This is a genomic window from Aquitalea aquatilis (assembly GCF_005155025.1).
GTDB classification, from domain to species: domain Bacteria; phylum Pseudomonadota; class Gammaproteobacteria; order Burkholderiales; family Chromobacteriaceae; genus Aquitalea; species Aquitalea aquatilis.
Map to the genome: position 1 here is coordinate 2,320,345 of NZ_CP039731.1, position 21,322 is coordinate 2,341,666.

Annotated in this window: 18 protein-coding genes; 7 read left to right on the forward strand and 11 right to left on the reverse strand. The window is 61.6% G+C overall.

The genetic code is table 11. The annotated features are described in order from the left end of the window. Positions 1-292 precede the first annotated feature (292 nt). The 10 genes from hpaX to FAZ30_RS10940 all read right to left on the reverse strand — a co-directional run bounded on the left by hpaX (position 293) and on the right by FAZ30_RS10940 (position 10,851). Positions 293-1,630 (reverse strand): 4-hydroxyphenylacetate permease, encoded by a 1,338-nt coding sequence (hpaX, locus tag FAZ30_RS10895; RefSeq protein WP_124643570.1) that lies wholly within the window; start codon positions 1,628-1,630, stop codon positions 293-295. 257 nt (positions 1,631-1,887) lie between these two features. After that, positions 1,888-2,688 carry a 4-hydroxy-2-oxoheptanedioate aldolase gene (hpaI, locus tag FAZ30_RS10900; protein ID WP_124643569.1) on the reverse strand — a complete coding sequence of 267 codons (801 nt, stop codon included), beginning with the start codon at positions 2,686-2,688 and terminating at the stop codon, positions 1,888-1,890. A gap of 132 nt (positions 2,689-2,820) precedes the next feature. Further along, positions 2,821-3,624 carry a 2-oxo-hept-4-ene-1,7-dioate hydratase gene (gene hpaH, locus FAZ30_RS10905; RefSeq protein WP_124643568.1) on the reverse strand — a complete coding sequence of 268 codons (804 nt, stop codon included), beginning with the start codon at positions 3,622-3,624 and terminating at the stop codon, positions 2,821-2,823. Further along, positions 3,618-5,087, reverse strand: coding sequence for an NAD-dependent succinate-semialdehyde dehydrogenase (locus FAZ30_RS10910; protein ID WP_137009398.1), 1,470 nt, complete (start codon positions 5,085-5,087; stop codon positions 3,618-3,620). Before FAZ30_RS10910 ends, hpaH begins: the two co-directional genes overlap by 7 nt. Before the next feature lie 5 nt (positions 5,088-5,092). After that, entirely contained in the window at positions 5,093-6,286 is a 1,194-nt protein-coding gene (locus FAZ30_RS10915; RefSeq protein WP_137009399.1) for a Bcr/CflA family multidrug efflux MFS transporter, read from the reverse strand. Positions 6,287-6,292: 6 nt separating this feature from the next. Continuing rightward, a complete protein-coding gene (locus FAZ30_RS10920; RefSeq protein WP_137009400.1) occupies positions 6,293-6,673 on the reverse strand; it encodes a 5-carboxymethyl-2-hydroxymuconate Delta-isomerase in 381 nt (126 codons plus the stop codon). Between the two features lie 63 nt (positions 6,674-6,736). Next, positions 6,737-7,585: a 3,4-dihydroxyphenylacetate 2,3-dioxygenase gene (gene hpaD, locus FAZ30_RS10925; protein ID WP_137009401.1), complete on the reverse strand. Its 849-nt coding sequence runs from the start codon at positions 7,583-7,585 to the stop codon at positions 6,737-6,739. A 236-nt stretch (positions 7,586-7,821) separates the two neighbouring features. Then, entirely contained in the window at positions 7,822-9,282 is a 1,461-nt protein-coding gene (hpaE, locus tag FAZ30_RS10930) for a 5-carboxymethyl-2-hydroxymuconate semialdehyde dehydrogenase (RefSeq protein ID WP_137009402.1), read from the reverse strand. Positions 9,283-9,310: 28 nt separating this feature from the next. Further along, entirely contained in the window at positions 9,311-10,090 is a 780-nt protein-coding gene (locus FAZ30_RS10935; RefSeq protein WP_124643562.1) for a fumarylacetoacetate hydrolase family protein, read from the reverse strand. Continuing rightward, on the reverse strand, positions 10,087-10,851 hold the full coding sequence (locus tag FAZ30_RS10940) for a fumarylacetoacetate hydrolase family protein (protein WP_124643561.1): 765 nt from the start codon (positions 10,849-10,851) through the stop codon (positions 10,087-10,089). Before FAZ30_RS10940 ends, FAZ30_RS10935 begins: the two co-directional genes overlap by 4 nt. A gap of 359 nt (positions 10,852-11,210) precedes the next feature. Here FAZ30_RS10940 and hpaA point away from each other — a divergent pair, with 359 nt between their 5' ends. Then, the gene (hpaA, locus tag FAZ30_RS10945; protein WP_124643560.1) at positions 11,211-12,098 is read left to right on the forward strand and encodes a 4-hydroxyphenylacetate catabolism regulatory protein HpaA; all 888 of its coding nucleotides are present in this window, start codon (positions 11,211-11,213) and stop codon (positions 12,096-12,098) included. 7 nt (positions 12,099-12,105) lie between these two features. Here hpaA and FAZ30_RS10950 read toward each other — a convergent pair whose 3' ends face one another. Further along, entirely contained in the window at positions 12,106-13,056 is a 951-nt protein-coding gene (locus tag FAZ30_RS10950) for a helix-turn-helix domain-containing protein (protein ID WP_124643559.1), read from the reverse strand. A gap of 544 nt (positions 13,057-13,600) precedes the next feature. On the opposite strand from FAZ30_RS10950, the gene FAZ30_RS10955 reads away from it, so the two are divergent. From FAZ30_RS10955 to FAZ30_RS10980, 6 genes are all read left to right on the forward strand, one after another. Then, positions 13,601-15,100, forward strand: a complete 1,500-nt coding sequence (locus tag FAZ30_RS10955; RefSeq protein WP_137010215.1) for an aldehyde dehydrogenase family protein — start codon at positions 13,601-13,603, stop codon at positions 15,098-15,100. A 139-nt stretch (positions 15,101-15,239) separates the two neighbouring features. Then, positions 15,240-16,571 carry an aspartate aminotransferase family protein gene (locus tag FAZ30_RS10960; protein WP_137009403.1) on the forward strand — a complete coding sequence of 444 codons (1,332 nt, stop codon included), beginning with the start codon at positions 15,240-15,242 and terminating at the stop codon, positions 16,569-16,571. A 63-nt stretch (positions 16,572-16,634) separates the two neighbouring features. Then, positions 16,635-17,369 carry a helix-turn-helix transcriptional regulator gene (locus tag FAZ30_RS10965; RefSeq protein WP_137009404.1) on the forward strand — a complete coding sequence of 245 codons (735 nt, stop codon included), beginning with the start codon at positions 16,635-16,637 and terminating at the stop codon, positions 17,367-17,369. Positions 17,370-17,488: 119 nt separating this feature from the next. Then, entirely contained in the window at positions 17,489-19,000 is a 1,512-nt protein-coding gene (locus tag FAZ30_RS10970) for an APC family permease (RefSeq protein WP_137009405.1), read from the forward strand. Continuing rightward, positions 18,981-19,592, forward strand: a complete 612-nt coding sequence (locus FAZ30_RS10975; RefSeq protein WP_137009406.1) for a DUF3156 family protein — start codon at positions 18,981-18,983, stop codon at positions 19,590-19,592. Before FAZ30_RS10970 ends, FAZ30_RS10975 begins: the two co-directional genes overlap by 20 nt. 37 nt (positions 19,593-19,629) lie before the next feature. Further along, on the forward strand, positions 19,630-21,321 hold the full coding sequence (locus FAZ30_RS10980; protein ID WP_137009407.1) for an arylsulfatase: 1,692 nt from the start codon (positions 19,630-19,632) through the stop codon (positions 21,319-21,321). Position 21,322 lies beyond the last annotated feature (1 nt).

Below are 21,322 nucleotides of genomic sequence, written 5' to 3' on the forward strand. Positions count from 1 at the left end.
AGTTAAGTAGTTGCCCCGGCTTGGGATGGTGGGCAGCTGCATGGCTTGTGTAAAGGATGATGTTGTTGTTATCGGGACGAGATGAAACTGCATGGCGCAGATTCAGCATGCATTATGTGTTGTGTTTTTTGGCCATGAAATACAAGTTTCAGGTGCTTGCTTGTACTTTTCATGGAATACCGGCATGGCCATCATTCTGGCGGGGCATGGCGTGCAGGCAAAAAAATCAGCAGGGCCGCGGACGCTACCCTGCTGTCAAAGGAGCTGCTGATGTGGCTGTGGCCGGCCTGCCTTAGCGTGGTGCCGGTTTGACGATGGGGATCAGATAGATGATCAGTGCGCCCAGCAGCAGGGCTGCGGCACCAAACAACAGCCCGGAGGTAAAGCTGTGGGTGAGGTCTTTCAGCCAGCCCACCACCACCGAGCTGAGCGCCGAGCCGACATTGCCGGTGGCGTTGATGACGGCAATGCCAATGGCCTTGGCCTTGAGTGACAGCACCGCGTCTGGCGTGGTCCAGAAAATGGTCATGGCGGTAAAGGCCCCGGCCGAGGCCATGACGATGCCGGTCAGGCGCAGCAGCGGGTCGCTGCTCCAGGCGCACAGCAGCCAGCCGGCCGCAGCAAACAGCATGGGCTGGATGGTGTGCCACTTGCGCTCTTGCTTGCGGTCCGAGCGTGCACCCCACCACAGCATGGCGAGGATGGTGCCGATTTGCGGTATCGCCGCCAGCAAGCCGATGGTGGCATTGCTGCTACCCACATTGAAGCTTTTGACGATTTGCGGCACCCAGATGTTGACCATGCTCAGGGTGTTCACCAGACAAAAATAGCCAAATGCAAATTTGACGATACTGGGACTGAGCATTTCGCGCCACACGCTTTGCGGTCGCACCGGGCGCGGTGCGGCGTCCTGTTCGGCCTGCAACATGCCGTGCAGGCAGTCTTTTTCATCCTGGCTCAGCCAGCGCGCATCGGCGGGCTTGTCATCCAGATAGAACCACACGGCGATGCCCAGCAGCGATGCCGGCAAACCCTCCACCAGAAACAGCCATTGCCAGCCATGCAGGCCCCACAGCCCGTTCAGCTCCAGCAGATAGCCGGACACGATGGAGCCGGCAGCTGCAGTCAGCGGCATGGCAATCATGAACAGCGCATTGGCGCGGGCACGGTGGCTGCGTGGAAACCAGAAGGTGAGATAAAGCAGCATGCCGGGCAGGAAGCCGGCTTCGGTCACACCCACCAGTGCGCGCAGGATATACAGGCTGTGCGCATCGTAGGCGAACAGGGTGGCGGTAGAGGCGATGCCCCAGGCCACCATGATGATGGCGATCCAGCGCCGGGTGCCGAAGCGGCTGAGAATGATGTTGCTGGGAATGCCGCACAGCACATAGGCCACGTAGAAAATGGTGGTGGCCAGGCCAAACATGGTGGCGCTCAGCCCCAGGTCCTGGCCCATGGTGAGGCCGGCAAAGCCGATATTGATGCGATCCAGAAAGGAAAATACGAACAGGATGAACAGAAACCAGATCAATCGTTTCGATACCTTGGCGATGACTTGCTGTTCCCGCTGCTGCTGTGTGGCGCTCTGTGGCGGGTGGCCCGCCGTGGTACTGCCAGAATGCGTGGTCATGCTTTTCTCCTCATTATGTGGTGCGACGCTCTGTGGCGTTTATGCAGTGCTGTCGATGGGAACTGTCCAAAAGTGAAGATGTTAACGATGGCAACTTCGGCGGCCTGCCGGCGGAGCCATGCTGGCAGCTCCGCCATCAAGAGTTTGAGAGCGGCTAACAAAATAGCGTAGCGTCCCTGGGGCAAGGCGCGCCGACGCAGACAGTACAAGTCGTACCGCTAGCAGGCGCAACGCTGCAGCAGGGTTTTTGTTAGTGCTTAGTACACGCCGCTACTGCCGACTGCGCTGCTTGTCGACTTGAAGCGGGCAGACAAGGCCTCGCTGCTGCGCGCCAGCACGGTGCTGTCCACGCCAACCGCAACAAACTGTGCGCCCAGCTCGATATAGCGCCGTGCCAGTTTTTCATCGGCCATCAGAATGCCGGCGGCCTTGCCCTGGGCGCGGATGCGGGCGATGGCCTGTTCGATGGCGGCCTGGACTTCCGGGTGGGTGGGCTGGCCGAGATAGCCCAGGTCGGCTGATAGATCGGCCGGGCCGATGAACACACCGTCTACCCCTGGCGTGGCGGCGATGGCATCCAGATTGTCCAGACCCTGCCGCGTTTCAATCTGCACCAGCACGCACAGCTCTTGTTCGGCCTGCTTGAGGTAGCCCTCGATGCGATTCCAGCGCGAGGCACGGGCGATGGCACTGCCCACGCCGCGGATGCCATGCGGCGGATAGCGGGTGGCGGCCACCGCCAGCGCGGCTTCCTCCGCGGTTTGCACCATGGGCAGCAGCAGGGTTTGCGCGCCGATATCGAGAATCTGCTTGATGCGCACCGGGTCGTTCCACACTGGCCGTACCACCGGGTGGCTGGGGTAGGGGGCGATGGCCTGCAACTGGCTCAGCATGTCGTTCAATTCATTGGGCGCGTGTTCGCCGTCGATCAGCAACCAGTCGAAGCCGGCACCAGCCAGTAGTTCGGCGCTGTAGGGGCTGGCCAGGCTCAGCCACAGGCCGATCTGCACCTCGCCGTTTTTCAGTGCTGCCTTGAAGCGGTTGGGTGGGTTGTGCATGGAATTCTCCTTAAAAAACAAGAGCAGCTAACAAAATAGCGCAGCGCCCCTGATGCAAGGCGCGCCGACGCAGACAGTACAAGGTGTACGGCCAGGAGGCGCAACGCAGCAGCAGGGTTTTTGTTCGCTGATCTAAACAAAGCGGCAGCTGATGGCACCCAGCGGGCCATAGTCGACATGGAAAGTATCGCCAGCACGCGCTGGCACCGGGCGGGTGAAGGAACCACCCAGAATCACCTGACCCGGCTGGAGGCTGACATCAAACGGCGCCAGCTTGTTGGCCAGCCAGGCCACGCCATTGGCCGGGTGGTTCAGTACCGCCGCCGCCACCCCGGACTCCTCGATCACGCCGTTGCGGTACATCAGCGCGGAGACCCAGCGCAGGTCCAGCTCGGATGGCTTGATCGGGCGGCCACCCATCACCACGCCGGCATTGGCGGCATTGTCGGAAATGGTGTCGAACACCTTGCGCGGCCGGCCGGAGGCCGGGTCGATGGACTGGCTGCGGGCATCGATGATTTCCAGCGCCGGAATGACAAAATCGGTGGCCTGATACACATCGAACAGGGTGATGTTCGGTCCTTTCAGCTCTTTGCCCAGGATGAAGGCCAGCTCTACCTCTACTCGCGGCACAATGAAGCGACTGGTCGGAATATCGCTACCATCGTTGAAGAACATGTCATCCAGCAGGGTGCCGTAGTCCGGTTCGTTGATCTGCGAGGACATCTGCATCGCGCGTGAAGTCAGGCCGATCTTGTGGCCCTTGATGGTGCGGCCCTCGGCCAGCTTCATGTCTACCCAGCAGCGCTGGATGGCGTAGGCGTCTTCGATGGTGATGTCAGGGTAGTCCAGTGAAATCTGGCGGATCTGCTCGCGTTGTTGTTCGGCCTGATGCAGGCGGCGGGCGGTATCCTGGATGATGTCTGGTGTCAGCATGATGTCTCCTTGTTGGCGAGTCTGCCAAAGCACAGGTATTTGATTTCCATGAAATCCTCCAGACCATGGCGTGATCCCTCACGCCCCAGTCCGGATTGCTTGATGCCGCCAAAGGGAGCCACTTCGGTGGAAATGGCACCTTCGTTGATGCCGACCATGCCGGCTTCGATGGCTTCCGCCACCCGCCAGCAGCGACCGATATCGCGACTGTAAAAGTAGGCGGCCAGCCCCGATTCACCGTGATTGGCCAGGCGGATGGCTTCGGCTTCGTCGTGAAAGCGGATCAGCGGTGCCAGCGGGCCAAAGGTTTCTTCCTGCGCCACCTGCATCTGTTCGGTGACATTGGCCAGTACCGTGGGCTGAAAGAAGTTGCCACCCAGCGCATGCGCAGCGCCGCCGGTGAGCACGGTGGCCCCCAGGCTGACGGCGTTATCGATGTGGCGCTGCACCTTGGCCACCGCCGCCGGGCTGATCAGCGGGCCTTGCTGCATGCCCGGCTCGCTGGCCGGGCCGACTTGCAGCGCGGCTACGGCAGCGGCGAGCTTGCTGGCGAAGGCTGCGTAAATACTGTCCTGTACCAGCAGGCGGTTGGCACAGACACAGGTCTGGCCGCTGTTGCGGAACTTGGCGAACAGTGCGCCCTGTACCGCTGCGTCCAGGTCGGCATCGTCAAACACGATGAAGGGGGCATTGCCACCCAGTTCCAGCCCCAGCTTCTTCACCGTGTCGGCACACTGGCGAATCAGCAATTTGCCCACGGCGGTGGAGCCGGTGAAGCTGAGTTTGCGTACCTGCGGGCTGGCCGTCAGTTCAGCGCCAATGGCGGCGGCATCGGTGCCGGTGACCACATTGAACACGCCGGCCGGTATGCCGGCCTGCTCGGCCAGCGCGGCCAAGGCCAGTGCCGACAGCGGTGTTTCCGCTGCCGGTTTCAGTACCACGGTACAGCCGGCAGCCAGTGCCGGGGCTACCTTGCGGGTGATCATGGCGTGCGGGAAATTCCACGGCGTGATGGCGGCCACCACGCCGATGCCTTGGCGGATGGTGAGCAGACGCTTGTCGGCAAAGGGGCTGGGAATCACCTCGCCGTAGGCGCGTTTGCCCTCTTCGGCAAACCACTCGATATAACTGGCACCGTAGGCGATTTCCCCCAGGCTCTCGGCCAGTGGTTTGCCCTGTTCCTGGCTGATCAGCGCGGCCAGTTGTTGCTGGTGTTGCAAGATCAGCGCGTGCCAGTGCAGCAATATGGTGGCGCGCTGTTTGGCGCTGAGCGCTTGCCAGGCGGGCAGGGCCGCATGGGCGGCGGCAATGGCAGCGCGGGCGTCCTGCGCATCCAGGTCGGCCACTTCGGCCAGTAGCTGGCCACTGGCCGGATTGCGCACGGCAAAGTGGCGGCTGCCGGGCAACCACTGGCCATTGATATAGGCTTGCTCGCGCAACAGGGAAAGGGTTTGGCTTTGCATGGGATTCATTTCTGCCTCAGGGGAAGGCGGATCAATTGCAGGCACAGCCATGCAGCCAGGCCGCAGACCATCACCAGCAGATTCATGGCGTGTGGGCTGCCATCGAACAGGCTGGCCACCAGCGAACTGGCCAGCATGCCGCAAGCAAACTGGCCGGATACCGCCAGTGCCATGGCCGCTCCGGCGCGCGTGCTATGCAGCTGCAGCAAGCGCGCCATGGCATTGGGACCGATGCTGCCGGTCATGCCCACGGTGAACAGCAAGGGCAGCACCGTCAGCCACAGGCTGCGTCCGCCGGTCAGCCACAGCACGATGCCGGCCACGGCGACGATGGCGCATTGCCATTGCAGCAGGGTGTCGATGCTGTGCCGGTGCAGCAGCTGGCGGTTGAGCAGGCTGAACAGCACGATGGCGACGATGTTTAGCCCGAACAGATAGCCGTAATGCTGCACCGCCACGCCGAAGTATTCGATGTAGACAAAGGGCGAGCCGGTGATATAGGCGAACATGGCACCAAAAGTCATGCCCAGTGCCAGGCTGTAGCCCATGGTGGGCAGGTCTAACAGCAGGTGGCCGTAGGCACGGAAGGCCTTGCCCAGCGTGATGTCGTTGCGGCCGCTGGGCGGATGGCTTTCCGGCAGGCGCAAGGTCACCACTGCAAGGCAGATGGCTCCAATCACGGCCAGCAACACGAACAGGCTGCGCCAGCCGGCCAGCAACAACAGCCAGCCGCCCAAGAGTGGCGCCAGCAGCGGTGCAATCATGGTGATCTGCTGCATCAGCGACAGCACGTGGCCAGCCTGGCTGAGCGGAAAGGCATCGCGCACGATGGCGCGTGCCATCACCGTGGCCGCTCCGCCACCCATGGCCTGGAGCACGCGCAGGGCAATCAGCTGCTCCGCAGTCTGCGCCGCAGCGCAGGCCAGGCTGGCTGCCAGATACAGTGTCAGGCCAGTCAACAGCACCGGGCGACGGCCATAGCGATCGGACAGCGGGCCATACAGCAGCATGCCGCCGCAAAAGCCAGCCAGAAAACCGCCTATGGTCAGCTGGATGCGCGCCACCGACGCGGCCAGATCGGCGGCGATGGCGGGCAGGGCCGGCAGATACATGTCGATGGACAGCGGGCCAAAGGCCACCAGCACGCCCAGCAGCACGATCAGTCGCACCTGCTGCTGTGGATTGCGGACAGAGTGCATGCTGGCTTACTTGAAGCGCTGGTGGACGTTGTTGTGCTTGTAGCTGAGCTGGGCGTCCAGCTCGCTCAGTTCGAAGGTGAGCGCCAGATAGCGTGCCTCGAACAGCGTGGCAAAGTGTGCCTTGATCAGCGCAAACAGGCCCTGTGCGGTGCGTTCGCGCTCTTCAAATGTGCGGCCATGGCCGATTTTCAGGCTCATGTGCACAAAGGCGTAGTCGGCCTCGCCATCGGCCATGCGCCAGGTGTCCAGCCAGATGGCGCGGCTGCGGATGCCGGCCACCGGATAGAGACCGGTGCCGATCAGGTAGGCATGGGCTTTTTCGAACAGGGCGGGCAGGTCGGCCTGCTCACGGATATTGTCGGTACATTCGACGATGAAGTGCGGCATGGCATTCTCCGGGGCAATGCCGCCAGCCCGTTCACGGCGGGGCTGGCGGCGGTGGACAACAAATCAGACCGGTAGCACGACGTTGATCTGGCCAGTGCCGGAGCTACCAAAGTAAGGCGTGATGACTTCGGCCTTGCCCTGGTATTCGTCCCAGCCCAGCGCGCCCAGCAGCATGGCGGTGTCGTGCATGAAGCCTTCGCCATGACATTTTTCCGCATACTCCGGCAGCAGGGCGCAGAAGGTTTTCCAGTCGCCGCGCTGCCACATGGCTACCACTTCATGGTCGAAGGTTTCCAGGAAGGGGCTCCATACCTTGTGCAGGTATTGCTCGGCCACGCCGTTCTGGGCAAAGCGGTGCGACAGCGAACCGCTGGCGAGAAAAGCCACCTTGCCGTCGTACTGTTCTTCCACGGCCTGGCGCATGGCCATACCCAGGCGGGCACTGTCCGCCAGACTGTGTACCGTGCACATGGCCGAGACCGATACCACCTTGAAATGCTGGTCGGCATTCATGTAGCGCATCGGCACCAGCGTGCCGTATTCCAGCGCCAGCGTGGTGGCATCGTGGGCGCGGGTGTGTACCCCGGCCGCGGTGGCGGCCTCGGCCAGCAGCTTGCCCAACTGCGGATTGCCCGCATAGGCATAGGGCAGGTTCTTGATGAAGTGCGGCAGTTCGTTCGAGGTATAGATGCCCTCGAAGGCCGGCGCGCAGTTGACGTGATAGCCGGAATTCACCAGCCAGTGGGTGTCGAACACAACAATGGTGTCCACGCCCAGTTCACGGCAGCGGCGGCCGATTTCCTTGTGGCCGTCGATGGCGGCCTGACGGCAGCCCTGATGCTGGCCGGGCAGTTCGGATAGATACATGGACGGCACGTGCGTGATCTTGGCCGCCAGGGCGAGTTGTCCCATGGTGTGTCTCCTTTGTAGTCATGAGGGGCGGTGGGGCTGATGTGTGCCACTGCCAAGAGGCCGGGCGTTCTGTGGCACCCTGACCGTTTGTTGTTTTTCCTGACCATCTGTTGTATCAAGAGCTGCTAACAAAATAGCGCAGCGTCCCTGATGCAAGGCGCGCCGACGCAGACAGTACAAGCAGTACGGCTAGGAGGCGCAACGCCGCAGCAGGGTTTTTGTTAGTAGCGATAAGTTCACAGGCCCCAGCGCGGAATATGGTGCCCGCCCATCGAGATGCAGACGTTCTTGATTTCGGCAAACACCTCAAAGCTGTACTCGCCGCCTTCGCGCCCGGTACCGGAAGCTTTCACGCCACCGAAGGGCTGGCGCAGGTCGCGTACGTTCTGGCTGTTGATGAATACCATGCCGGCCTCGATACCGCGTGCCAGCCGATGTGCCTTGCCGATGTCCTGGGTCCAGATATAGGACGCCAACCCGTATTCCACATCATTGGCCAAGCGCAGCGCGTCGGCCTCGTCGTCAAACGGCATCAGGCACACCACCGGGCCGAAGATTTCTTCCTGGGCAATGCGCATGCGGTTGTCCACATCGGCAAACACCGTGGGCTGGATGAAGTTGCCACGCGCCAGATGGGCGGGCAGGTTCGCCGGGCGTTCCAGGCCGCCAGCCACCAGCCGCGCGCCTTCTTCCAGACCGATACGGATATAGCCGGTGACCTTGTCGTAGTGTTGCGGGGTGATCATGGAGCCGACCTGGGTGGTCGGGTCTTGCGGATCGCCCACCCGCAGACGCTGGGCGCGGGCGGCAAACTCCTGCACGAACTGATCGTAAACCGGACGCTGGATGAAGATGCGGCTGCCAGCGGTACAGCGTTCGCCATTGAGCGAGAAGATGGTGAACAGCGCGGCATCCAGTGCACGGTCCAGATCAGCATCGGCAAAAATCAGCACCGGCGACTTGCCGCCCAGCTCCATGGAAAACTTCTTCAGGCCGGCATTCTGCATGATGCGCGTGCCGGTGGAAGTGCCGCCGGTAAACGACACGGCGCGCACATCCGGATGGCGTACCAGCGCGTCACCCGCGGTGGCACCATAGCCCTGCACCACGTTGAACACGCCGGGCGGTACGCCGGCTTCCAGCGCCAGCCGGCCCAGTTCGTTGGCAGTCAGCGGGGATAGCTCGGACATCTTCAGCACAGCAGTATTGCCCAGCGCCAGGCAGGGCGCGGTTTTCCAGGTGGCGGTCATGAAGGGAACGTTCCACGGCGACACCAGGCCACACACGCCCACCGGCTGGTACAGCGTGTAATTGAGCATGCTGTCGTCCACCGGATAGCTGTGGCCGTTCATGCGGGTACACACTTCGGCGAAGAAGTCGAAGTTGTGCGAGGCGCGCGGAATCAGCACGTTTTTGGTCTGGTGAATCGGCAGGCCGGTGTCCAGTGTTTCCAGTTCGGCCAGCATGGGCACGTTCTGGTCGATCAGCTCGCCCAGACGGCGCATGATTTTGGCGCGTTCCTTGGCCGGGGTGCCGGCCCACTTGGGGAAGGCTTGCTTGGCGGCGGCCACGGCGGCGTTGATCTCTTCTGCGCCGCCGGAGGCCACTTCGGTAATCACCTCACCGGTGGCCGGGTTGATGGTTTCGAAGGTTTCCTTGCTGTCGACCTCACGGCCGTTGATCCAGTGCTTGATCATCTTGTTGTCTCCTGTGCCGGAATAGGGTTCAGACCGCTGTTGTGTGCAGAGCGGCGTATTGCGTTTCGCTGACGATATGGTTGACCAGGCGGCCCACACCTTCGACCTCCACGACAACTTCATCGCCCGGCACCACATCGGCCAGGCCTTCCGGCGTGCCGGTGGCGATCATGTCGCCGGGCGACAGGGTCATGAAGCTGCTGAGGTATTCGATCAGGTAAGGGATGTCGAACACCATGTCACGGGTATTGCCCTGCTGGCGCAGCTCGCCATTCACCCAGGTGCGCAGGGCGAGCGCTGCCGGGTCGGCCACGTCGTCGCGGTCTACCCACCACGGGCCGATGGGGGTGAGGGTGTCGCGGTTCTTCACCCGCAGATTCGGCCGGTAGTAGTTTTCCAGGTAGTCGCGCACGGCGTAGTCGTTGCACACGCTGTAGCCGGCCACATAGTCCATGGCCTGCGCGCGTTTCACGTTTTTGGCAGTCTTGCCGATGATCACCACCAGCTCGCACTCGTAATGCATGTAGAGCAGATTGTCCGGTCGCACCGATACCTGACGGTGGCCGGTGAGCGTGGCGGGCGACTTGAGGAAGACCAACGGCTCGGTCGGTGCCTTGAAGGCCAGTTCGGCGGCATGGTCGGCATAGTTCAGTCCCAGCGCGAATACCGTGCCTTCTGCCGGTGGCAGCCACTCGACAGCGTCTTCGGCAAAGCGGCGGCCATCGGCCAATTGCACCGAGTGGTCTGCCTGCACCAGCACCGGATGAATGTCGGCCTGACCGGGCAGGCGGATGCGGGCGTGTTTCATTGGGCGCTCTCCTCGGCGATAAAGCGGTTTTCCAGCCGGCCAATGCCGTCGATTTCCACAGCCACGCTATCGCCGGGGCGGATTTCCAGCTGGCGCAGCGGGGTGGCGGGGATGATCACGTCGCCCGGCTGCAGAGTCATGAACTGGCTGAGGGCGGCAATCAGCTGCGGCACGGAGCGCAGCCAGTCGCGGCTGTGGTTGGTTTCGGCCAACTGCCCGTTCAGGTAGCTGCGGATTTCCACGTTGAGCGGATCGATGGAGGCTGCATCCACCTGCCAGGGGCCCATCGGGCAGAAGCCGTCACGGCATTTGGCCTTGACTGCCGGGCGGTAGAAGCTGCTTTCTTCCAGGCTGATTTCATTTACCACGGTGTAGCCTGCGACAACATCCAATGCCTGTTCTTCAGCCAGCTTGCTGGCCGTCTTGCCGATCACCACACCCAGTGTGCCACCGGCAAATACCTTGCCGGCCTGTGCTGGCAGGGCGATGTTGCTGGCGTGGCCCGCATGGGTGTTGCGCGGCTTGATGAACAGCACCGGTGTGGCCGGGGCTTTCTGGTAGGGGGGCTGTTGAAAGTCGGCTGCCAGCTTGTCCAGCAGGCTGCGGTGGTTCAGCGCCACGCCATACACGGTGCCGCTGGTGGGGGCGAGCCATTGTGGTTGGTCCGCCAGCGGATTGCCGTTGTCCAGCAGCAGCTTGCCATCGGCCAGCGGCGTCACGTGGCGGGCTTGTTGGTCCAGCACGATGCGGCCTTGCTTCATCGGTCTCTTCCTTGTTGTGAGCATGGCCTGCGACTGCTGGCCATTTATTTAATATGTTAACTTTATACGGTCGGGGCAAAGGGTTTGTCAACGCAGCTAGCCGGCCAGTTGCTGGCCTGTCTGTCACTATGCCGGCAGTGGGACAGTACTTTCTGTACAAATAACTGTACTTTTCATGAGTTTATGGATGGCATTATCTGATGTGATAAACCTGATTGATGCTGTATTTTCAATTTAACTAGATGAAAATAAAACGATTTAATTTTTATGGCGGTATCGATGAGAAATGGTGGCTGTACAAAAGCTGACATTGCCGGGCGGCTGTAGTATTTTCAGCACAGCGATGCACTGGAGTGGACATGGGGCAGAACAGGCGTACACCGATACCCAATATCGACATCGGCAGGGTGTATGACAGCCGCTATGGCGAGTCGGACATCAATATCGAAGCCTTTGGCAAACTGGCGGAATTCTTTGGCCGCAATATGCCGGTGCATCGGCATGACCGCTTTTTCCAGCTGCATTATCTGGCTAGCGGGCAGATCCGCCTGTATCTGGAGGAGCAGCAATACCTGGCGCGGGCGCCGCTGTTCTTCTTTACGCCACCCACGGTGCCGCATGCCTTTATTACCGAGGCAGATGCTGAAGGTTTTGTGCTGACGGTAAGGCAGGAACTGGTGCGCCAGCTCTTGCACACCTTGCCGGCACCACAACTGGAGCCATGGTTGATGCAGCCGGCCTGCGTTGAACTGCAGGATGAACCGGCAGCCCAGCGTCTGCCCTTACTGCTGACCATGCTGGGTGAGGAATTCATGGGCGAGGGGCGGGGGAGGGAGGCGGCCATGCAGGGGCTGACCCAACTGATCCTGGTCGCAGCCCTGCGCTTGTCACAGCATACCGAGCCTGCCGCGCACTTTCGGCGCGAAGATCTGCAAATCTTCCACCGCTTCAATGCGCTGATCGAGGCGCATTACCGCGAGCATTGGTCGCTATGGCGTTATGGTGAAGCCATAGGGGTGACCGAGTCGCGGCTGAATGACATTTGCCGGCGCATGGCGGATCTGCCATCCAAGCGGCTGATTCACGACCGCCTGCTGCAGGAAGCCAGGCGGCTGCTGATTTTTTCCGCCAGTTCGGTCAACGAGATTGCCTACCATCTCGGCTTCAAGGACCCGGCTTACTTCTCGCGCTTTTTCTTGCGTGAAACCGGACTCAAACCCAGCGATTACCGTCGGCGTAACAGTTGATGCCAGCCTATTGCAGCAAGCCACGGCTGCGGGTATCCGACGGCAGCTCGCAAAACAGCTTGCGATAGTCGCGGGCAAAGTGGCCCAGGTGGTAAAAGCCCCAGTAACCGGCCGCTTCACGTATGCCCCTGGCGGCATGCTCGGGGGAAAGCAGCATGCGCCGCACGGCATTGAGCCGGATCGAGCGCAGATAGTCCACCGGCGTGGTGTTGGCAATTAGCTGAAAACTGTTCTGCAGGGTACGCCGGCTGACGCGCAATTGCTGGCACAGGTCCAGCACGGTGACCGGTTCGTCGCTGCTATCCATCACGATGGCCTGGCTGCGCCGCACAATATCGCTGTGGGTGGCATAGGTCAGATTCAGCCGCTGCTCCGGCACACTGTCATGCAGCATGTCCAGCAGCAGGCTGATCAACTGGTGCTGCACCAGCTTCTGGCTGCCGGCAAATTCCAGCAGGTCGGGGTTTTCCAGCGCCTGTTCGAACACGCCAAGCAGTGTGCTGCGGGTGCTGGCCAGTTGCTCTGGCCTGACTTGTATCACCGGCTGCCAATGGCGTTTTCCCGATAGCTGCTGGTAAAACTCCGGTGCCAGTGCAGCCAGGTCTTCGTTGCGCACCGACAGCTGGATGGAGTCCACCGCCGGTGGTACGTGCATGATGAATTCTTCATTGCTGCGCAAGGCAGTAATGGCATGGCTGCCCACCGAGCGGCCTTGCAGGGTGAGAGGCAGCGGGGCGTGGATGGGAATGGCAAAGTGCACCATGTCGGCTGGCGCACGGCCATATTGCACCACGCGCTGGTTGAGTACTTCGCGAAACACTTCCAGGTGGCCGGTGTGCAGCCGCGATAGCGAGCTGCAAAAGCGACCGCTGCTGATCTGGTCGTAAACCTGTTGCCAGCCGGGCAGATGGGCGGCATGGTGCTGCGCGTCGTTGAAATGACGGATTTCGGCCAGCATGGTGGACCTCCTGATGCGTTGTCTCTCTGGCGGCGGGGCAGGCCCGGCCACTCCATTTCTCTATTGGCGTTTCTTAGTGAGCTGACCGCTGGGCGGACTGGCGGGCGGCATCTTGGTGTCGCTCCTGCCGGTTTGGCATGCCGGACAGCTTAAAGCATATTCGGCCTGCCTTCGTATCTTCAGGGATTTGTCTGCTACCCGCAAAAAATACTTAATATATTATCTAATTTCCCAGGGCGCAGCGGGGGCCGCACCAAGCCAAGCCTTGTCTGACAAGGGTTGCGCTGCTGTGCTGTTTGTTTCATCCCTGCAACAAGACAGCCGTTTTTCAAGCTCGTCCACCTGGCCTGTCTTTCAGTAGAGGTCGGTGCAGGCTTTGCCGATTTGGGATAAGCCGGCGAAAAAGTGCCGCGTATATTGACCTGCAACAAGATACCTCGGGAGAGCGCCTGCTAAGGGCGGCGCCAAGAGGACATCAGAACATATTGCCGTGAGCGCTGGCCTGGCCGCTGCGATTGGCACATCTACTGAGGAGTAAAGCGTGATGGATCAAAACCTGGTGGCAGTACTGCCGCAAGTCACAGCATTCGTGCAAAAGGAACATGGCCTGTTGATCGATGGCCGTGCGGTTGCGGCCTTGTCCGGCCAGCGTAGCGAGGTGCGTAATCCGGCGACAGGGCAGGTGATCGCCAGTGTGGCCGATGGCAATGAACAGGATGTGGATGCGGTGGTACAAAGCGCTCATCGCGCATTTCGCTCCGGCGTGTGGTCTGGTCTGCGGCCGGCTGAGCGCGAACGTACTCTGCTGAAGCTGGCCGATGTGCTGGAAGCCCATGCCGAAGAACTGGCCCAGCTGGAAACGCTGAACCAGGGCAAGTCCATCCATATTTCGCGTGCCATCGAAGTGGGGGCCGCCATCGAGTTTGTCCGCTACATGGCCGGCTGGGCCACCAAGATAGGTGGCGAAACCATGGATGTGTCGATTCCGGTACCGCCCGGCACCCACTACACCGCCTACACCCGGCGCGAGCCAATTGGTGTGGTAGCCGGCATCGTGCCGTGGAATTTTCCGCTGATGATTGCCATCTGGAAGATGGTGCCGGCGCTGGCAGCCGGCTGTACCGTGGTGCTCAAACCCTCCACCGAAACCCCGCTCACCGCACTGCGGCTGGGCGAGCTGGCGCTGGAAGCCGGTATCCCGCCCGGCGTGGTGAATGTGCTGACCGGGCGTGGTTCCCGCGCCGGGCAGGCGCTGGCCGCTCATCCGCTGGTCAGCAAGATTTCCTTTACCGGCTCCACTGAAATCGGCAAGACCGTTGGCCATGCTGCCATCGATAACATGACCCGCTTCTCACTGGAGCTGGGCGGCAAGAACCCGATGATCATGCTGGGCGACATCGATGTCGACAAAGCCATCCAGGGTGCCTTGATGGGTGGTTTCCTCAATCAGGGCCAGGTGTGCGCTGCGGCCTCGCGCCTGTACATCCATCGCAGCAAATTCAACCAGGTAGTCGAAGGGCTGGCCGCTGCCGCCAACAGCATGACGCTGGGCAGCGGGCTGGACCTGAACGCCCAGGTCAATCCGCTGGTGTCGGCACGGCAGCAGCAGTCGGTGTGCCGGCTGATCGAGGCCGGTCGCAGCGAAGGGGCCAGCATTCTGGCCGGCGGCGGCGCGGCCGATCTGCCGGGTTATTTCGTCAAACCCACCATCATGATCAATGCGGCACAGCACAGCACCATCGTGCAGGAAGAGGTATTTGGCCCGGTGCTGGTGGCATTGCCTTTTGACAGCATCGAAGAAGCCGTTGCCATGGCCAATGACTCGCGCTATGGCCTGGCCGCCAGCCTGTGGACCAACGACTTGTCTGCCGCCATGCATATCGTGCCGCAAATCCAGGCCGGCACGGTGTGGGTCAACAGCCATATTCCGCTCGACCCCAGCCTGCCGTTTGGCGGTTTCAAGCAGTCCGGCATCGGCCGCGAGTTTGGTCGCGGTGCGGTGGAAAACTTTACCGAGACCAAATCGGTCTGCATCGCGCATTGAATCAGTAGAACCCCCGGTCCTGCCTATCCCTGCCTGGCTATCCATCTCGTGATGCCGGCAGACATGCAAGCAGAACCGGGGATATATCAGATTTTGTTGGCCCCGACTGGCCACAAACTGTCTTCAAAGGAGCAACACCATGTCTTACGACAAGTCCCGTTTCTGGCACCCCATGCTGCACCCCAATGAAATGCAGCAGCGCGAGCCCATCCGCATCGTGCGTGGCGAAGGCTGTCATGTATTCGACGATCAGGGCCGCAAGCTGGTGGATGGCGTAGCCGGGCTGTGGAACGTCAATGTCGGCCACAACCGCCCCGAAATCAAACAGGCCATAGTCGCGCAGCTGGACGAACTGGAGTATTTCCAGCTGTTTGACGGCATCTCGCATCCGCGTGCCGAAGAACTGTCCGCCACCATCATCGACATGCTGAAACAGGAAGACATGGCGCGCGTCAGCTTCAGCTCCGGTGGGTCGGATGCGGTGGAAACCGCACTCAAGCTGGCCCGCCAGTACTGGCGTGTTTGTGGTCAGCCGGACCGCACCAAATTCATTTCGCTCAAGCAGGGTTACCACGGTGTGCATTTTGGTGGTGCTTCGGTTAATGGCAATACCGTGTTCCGTCGCAACTACGAACCCTTGCTGCCGGGCTGCTTCCATGTGGAAACCCCGTGGCTGTACCGCAACCCCTTCACTGAAGACCCGGAAGAGCTGGCGCAGATGTGTGCGCAGATGCTGGAACGCGAAATCCAGTTCCAGAGCCCGGATACCGTGGCCGCCTTTATTGCCGAGCCCATTCAGGGGGCTGGTGGCGTCATCGTGCCGCCGGCCAGCTACTGGCCGCTGATCCGTGCGGTGTGCGACAAGTACGGCGTGCTGCTGATTGCCGATGAAATCGTCACCGGCTTTGGCCGCTCCGGCTCCATGTTCGGTAGCCGGCTGTGGGGCGTGAAGCCCGACATCATGTGTCTGGCCAAGGGTATTTCTTCCGGTTACGTGCCGCTGGGGGCAACCGTGGTCAACCAGCGCGTAGCCGATGCCTTTGCCCAAAACCAGGACTTTGGCGGCGTCATCATGCATGGCTACACCTATGCCGGTCATCCGGTGGCCTGCGCCGCAGCCATTGCCAACCTCAAGATCGTGCGTGAGGAAAACCTGCCGGCCAAGGCGGCAGCGCAGGGCGAATACTTGCTGAACAAGCTCAAACCGTTTGCCGACAAATATGCCGCCGTGGGCGAAGTGCGTGGCAAGGGCCTGATGATTGCGCTGGATCTGGTGCAGGACAAGAAAACCCGCGAACCCATCGACCCGATGGGCGGCTATGCCGGCAAGGTGGCCGAGATCGCCCGCGAGGCTGGTGTGCTGGTACGCCCGGTGGGCACCAAGATCATCCTGTCGCCGCCGCTGGTGATTGGCCAGGCCGAGTGCGATGCCATCGTGTCGGCGCTGGCTGCCGGTTTCGACGCAGCCTGAGTTGCCTGATGGCAGAGCGGCGCGCTTGCCGGTGCGCCCTCTGCCTGCTGATGGGGCCTTGTCATGCACATTCTTGTCGCCTCCGCACCAGCGGAAAAGCAGTTGCAACGCAGTCTGGACGTGCTGCAGGATTTGCTGCCCTTGAGCGCCTGTGCCTTTTATCGGGTAAACCGGCAGCAGCAGCCACATGACTTCGTGCTGCGCAGCATGCCGGATACCGTGCATCAGCGCTATGTCAGCCGTTATATGCAGTACGACCCCTTGCATCCGGCGCGGCTCGCCGTACAGCCACGCAATGTGGTCGCGCTGGGCGAGGTGCTGGCTGCACCCTTGCAGCCGGTATCCCGCTACGGCCCGTTTCTGACCAGCAGCCGGGTGGTGGACGTGGTGGAGATCCTGCTGCGTCGTGGCGGGCGGGTGGTCGCCGGGTTTTCGCTGCTGCGGCAGGGCCACATGCATGGTTTTGCTGCCGAGGAGTTGCAGTTGTTGCAGCGGGTCTATGGCTTGCTGGATATGGCGTTGGAGCCATGCTTGCAGTCAGGCCGTGAGGCCCATGCACAGGTGTCACTAACCGGGCGCGAGGCCGAGATTGCCCGGCTGGTGTGCGCCGGGGCCTGCAACAAAAGCATGGCCCGTGAGCTGGATATCGGTCTGGCCACGGTCAAGACCCATTTGCTGCACCTGTTTCGCAAGTTTGCCGTATCCAATCGTACCGAACTGGCCTGCGCACTGTTTGCACAGCAGCAAGCGGCAGCGCCGGGCGCAGCCAGCCAGGACTTCGCCGGAAGTCATCCATAACAACAAGGATTTCCGGCTTCAGCATGGGAAAGAAAGTCGCGGTGCGCCACAGACGGGCCAGCAGCCCGCTGCCGTGCTGACTTTGCCATGGTTAGCGTATCTTCAGGAGGAGAAACCAGATGTCGATAGAGAAGAAACTCAGCCAGCACCTGCAGCAAGGGGTGGTTGGCTTTCCGGTGGCGCTGGCCAGTTCGGTCGGCGTGGTGATGGCCAGCCCGGTCATCCTTACCGTTACCAGCGGTTTTGGCATGGCCGGCAGCACCTTTGCCCTGGCCATGCTGATTGCCTTCATCATGATGCAGGCTCAGGCCACCACCTTTGCCGAGGCCGCATCCATGCTGCCCACCTCGGGCGCAGTCTACGATTACATTTCCGGTGGTCTGGGGCGCTTCTGGGCCATTACCGGTACCATTTCCGCCTATCTGCTGGTGCATGTGTTTGCCGGTACTGCCGAAACCATCCTGTCCGGCATCATGGCGCTGGTGAATTTCGAGCACCTGAACACCATGATGGAGCACAGCGGCACGTCCTGGATGGTGGGGGTGGGGCTGGTCATTCTGTTTGGCCTGCTCAATGCGCTGGGCATCACCATTTTTGGCAAGGCCGAAATCATCCTCACCTTCGTGATGTGGGCGACGCTGACGGTATTCGGCGTCATCGGCCTGCTCAAGGCACCGGCCGTCTCGCTGCAGGGCTGGTTTGGCAATCCGCTGGATCTGTCTGACCCCAGCGGCGTGCTCAGCCTGATCGGCATGGCCATGTTCATGTTTGTCGGCTTCGAGCTGGTGACGCCACTGGCCCCCGAGCTGAAAAATGCCGGCCGCAATATTCCGCGCGCTGCCCGGCTGGGCCTGACCGGCGTGGCCGTGACCATGGCCATTTATGGCGCGGCCATGGTGCATCAGGTGGCCAATGTGGCAATGGACCCGAAAAACCCGGCAGGGCCGCATCTACTGGATACCCCGATGGCGATTCCGGCCTTTGCCGATCAGGTGATGGGGCCGTTTGGCAAGATCTGGCTGGGCATCGGCCTGTTGTTTGCCGGCGCAGCCACCATCAACACCCTGATTGCCGCCTTGCCGCGCATCCTGTACGGCATGGCCATTGATGGCGCACTGCCCAAAGCCTTCACCTATCTACACCCGCGGTTCAAGACCCCGCTGCTGGGCATTCTGGTGGCGGTCATCATTCCCTGTAGCCATGCCTGGTTCATCCAGGGCGATCTGGACCGCATCATGCCGCTGGTGCTGGCTGCCGTGTGCGCCTGGGGTGTGGCTTATCTGCTGGTCAATCTGGCGGTGGCACGCTTGCGTTTTACCCGGCCTGATTTTCCGCGCGCCTACCGCTCACCGTGGTTTCCGCTGCCGCAGATCGTGTCCTCGGTAGGTATTCTGCTTGCCATCTGGTACATCACCCCGCCCGGCATGCATCCGCGTGATATCTATCTGCCCTTCGGCATCATGCTGGGCCTGACTGCGCTGTATGCGCTGGTGTGGACCGTGTGCGTACAGAGGGTCAACCCCTTCCGGGCCGTGGCGCTGGAGGACATTCTCGCTGCCGAGTTTAGCAAGGTGGGTGGCCATGCCTCGCTGATCGACGAGGAGCTGAAGCGTGTGGCAACGAGCGCTTGATTTCGCCTTGCGCCCCAGGCTGCCCAAGGGCTACCGGCCGGGGGTGACCCTGGCGCGGCTGGAGCGTGAGCTGAGCGGTCTGGACTACCTGGGAGAAGAGGATGGCCAGCGTCGCTATGCTCTTCCGGGCAGCCACTGGAGCGTGCTGGTGAGCGAAGTGGTGGACAGCCAGCTGCTGCTGCATACCGTCAGCTGTCGCTTCAGCCTGCAGCTGGCTCTTGCGGGACCGGCACAGCCTTGCCGGCTGGCCTTCCGCCACCGTGGCAGCTGGCGGCGCAGCGGCATTGCCTGCCATCTGCTGCGTGGTGATGCCAGCGAACTGGCGGCATTGCGGCAGCAGCTGGAGCAGGATGCCGACTTGCACACCGCGCTGATGCCGTTGGATTTCAAACGCTGCGAGCTGCTGGGCGATGCCGCAGGCTGGCGGGTGGAAATCGAGCCTTTCGCTGCCAGCGAAGTTGTCGGCAGGTTTCCGCCATTTCGCCGCTATATCCGTCTGATCACTACCCAGAAACTGGCCGTGCTGGCCAGTATGGCAGCATTGCGCCGCCTGCTTTTGGCGCAAGATGGCCCTCCCCTGAAACAAGACTGAGGGCGGCTGCCAGGGTAGTCCGTCCGGGAGGATGGACATGCGGCAGAGCAGATTTACACTTGGCAGCACGCTTCTCTGGCTGGGCAGCCTGTGGCTGACCACGGCGGTGCAGGCAGCCCAGCCAGTGCCACGGCCCAATATCGTGCTGCTGGTGGTGGACGATATGGGCTATTCCGATCTGGGGGCGATGGGCGGTGAAATCGACACCCCCAATCTGGATGCCTTGCTGCGCGAAGGCCGGCTGTTGTCCAGCATGCTGGTGGCACCCACCTGTTCACCCACCCGCGCCATGCTGCTGTCCGGCATGGACAATCATCTGGCTGGTGTCGGCAATATGGCCGAGATGATGACGCCCACGCTGACCCCGCATCAGGTGGGGCAGGCTGGCTACGAAGGCTATCTGGCCAGCCGGGTGGTGGCCCTGCCGCAGCTGCTGCGCGAGGCCGGTTATCACACTTATATGAGTGGCAAGTGGCATCTGGGCATGGCCGATGGCCAACGGCCGGAGAGCCGTGGCTTCGAACGCTCTTTTGCGCTGATGAATGGTGGTGCAGCACATTTCAATCAGTCAGCTCCACAGCAGATCATGGCAGGCACGCCGGCTCCGACTTATCGGGAGGACGGCCGCATTGTCTCCTTGCCAGCCAATTTCTACTCCAGCACTTTTTTTACCGACAAGCTGATCAGCTACCTGGACACGCAGCCCGCCGACGGCCAGCCCTTCTTTGCCTATCTGGCCTATACCGCGCCGCATCTGCCCTTGCAGGCTCCCGACCGCTTTCTGCAGCAATATCGTGGCCGCTATGCGGCCGGTTACGAGGAAGTTTCCCGCCAGCGCATTGCCCGCATGCAGCGGCTGGGGCTGATCGGCAAGCAGGTTAAGCCCGTGCCCATGCCGCCCGGTGTCCGACCCTGGGCCAGCCTCAGCCCGGCCGAGCAGGCCCGTTCTGCCCGCGACATGGAAGCCTATGCCGCCATGCTCAGTGCGCTGGATGCCGAAGTGGGCCGGCTGGTGGCGCATCTGAAGCAGCGCGGCCAGTTTGACAATACCGTCATTCTCTTTCTGTCCGACAACGGGCCGGAAGGCAATGACTGGGCGGCAGATGGGGGTAACAAAAGCTGGATACCCGCCAACTTCGACAACCGGCTGGAGAATATCGGCCGCCCTGATTCCTTTGCCTTTCAGGGGCCGGCCTGGGGCCAGGTCAGCGCCCAGCCTTTCCGCTATTTCAAGGCTTTTACCAATGAGGGCGGGGTGCGCTCGGCTTCGTTCATCCGCTATCCCTCTGCTATCCGGGCGGGTCGCAGCACGCAGCTGCTGACCGCCATGGATGTGATGCCCACCCTGCTCGAGCTGGCGGGTGCCCACCATCCCGGCCTGCTGTGGCAGGGACAGACGGTGCTGCCTGTGCAAGGGATGTCGATGCTGCCTTATCTGCAAGGCCGTGCTGCCGTGCACAATCCCGATTATGTGTGGGGCATGGAGCTGATGGGACGGCAAGCCTTGCGCAAGGGCCGCTGGAAAATCGTCTACCACTACCAGAACCGCAGCCAGGGGCGCTGGGCACTATACGACCTGCAGCAAGACCCGGGCGAACAGCATGATGTTGCTAGCCGCCATGCCGCCAAGCTGGACGAACTGCTGACGGAATGGGCGCAGTATGTGCAGCGCAATAATGTGCGCCCCGGCACGCGTGATACCGGTTATCCGCTGACAGGAGGCGAATGAC

Bases quoted from the DNA above. Each gene is read 5' to 3' on its own strand.
- FAZ30_RS10960 (WP_137009403.1), top strand. From the start codon at position 15,240: ATGTCTTACGACAAGTCCCGTTTCTGGCACCCCATGCTGCACCCCAAT.
- hpaA (WP_124643560.1), top strand. From the start codon at position 11,211: ATGGGGCAGAACAGGCGTACACCGATACCCAATATCGACATCGGCAGG.
- FAZ30_RS10920 (WP_137009400.1), bottom strand. From the start codon at position 6,673: ATGCCGCACTTCATCGTCGAATGTACCGACAATATCCGTGAGCAGGCC.
- FAZ30_RS10950 (WP_124643559.1), bottom strand. From the start codon at position 13,056: ATGCTGGCCGAAATCCGTCATTTCAACGACGCGCAGCACCATGCCGCC.
- FAZ30_RS10955 (WP_137010215.1), top strand. From the start codon at position 13,601: ATGGATCAAAACCTGGTGGCAGTACTGCCGCAAGTCACAGCATTCGTG.
- hpaD (WP_137009401.1), bottom strand. From the start codon at position 7,585: ATGGGACAACTCGCCCTGGCGGCCAAGATCACGCACGTGCCGTCCATG.
- hpaE (WP_137009402.1), bottom strand. From the start codon at position 9,282: ATGATCAAGCACTGGATCAACGGCCGTGAGGTCGACAGCAAGGAAACC.
- hpaX (WP_124643570.1), bottom strand. From the start codon at position 1,630: ATGACCACGCATTCTGGCAGTACCACGGCGGGCCACCCGCCACAGAGC.
- FAZ30_RS10970 (WP_137009405.1), top strand. From the start codon at position 17,489: ATGTCGATAGAGAAGAAACTCAGCCAGCACCTGCAGCAAGGGGTGGTT.
- hpaH (WP_124643568.1), bottom strand. From the start codon at position 3,624: ATGCTGACACCAGACATCATCCAGGATACCGCCCGCCGCCTGCATCAG.
- FAZ30_RS10935 (WP_124643562.1), bottom strand. From the start codon at position 10,090: ATGAAACACGCCCGCATCCGCCTGCCCGGTCAGGCCGACATTCATCCG.
- FAZ30_RS10940 (WP_124643561.1), bottom strand. From the start codon at position 10,851: ATGAAGCAAGGCCGCATCGTGCTGGACCAACAAGCCCGCCACGTGACG.
- FAZ30_RS10910 (WP_137009398.1), bottom strand. From the start codon at position 5,087: ATGCAAAGCCAAACCCTTTCCCTGTTGCGCGAGCAAGCCTATATCAAT.
- hpaI (WP_124643569.1), bottom strand. From the start codon at position 2,688: ATGCACAACCCACCCAACCGCTTCAAGGCAGCACTGAAAAACGGCGAG.
- FAZ30_RS10980 (WP_137009407.1), top strand. From the start codon at position 19,630: ATGCGGCAGAGCAGATTTACACTTGGCAGCACGCTTCTCTGGCTGGGC.
- FAZ30_RS10965 (WP_137009404.1), top strand. From the start codon at position 16,635: ATGCACATTCTTGTCGCCTCCGCACCAGCGGAAAAGCAGTTGCAACGC.
- FAZ30_RS10915 (WP_137009399.1), bottom strand. From the start codon at position 6,286: ATGCACTCTGTCCGCAATCCACAGCAGCAGGTGCGACTGATCGTGCTG.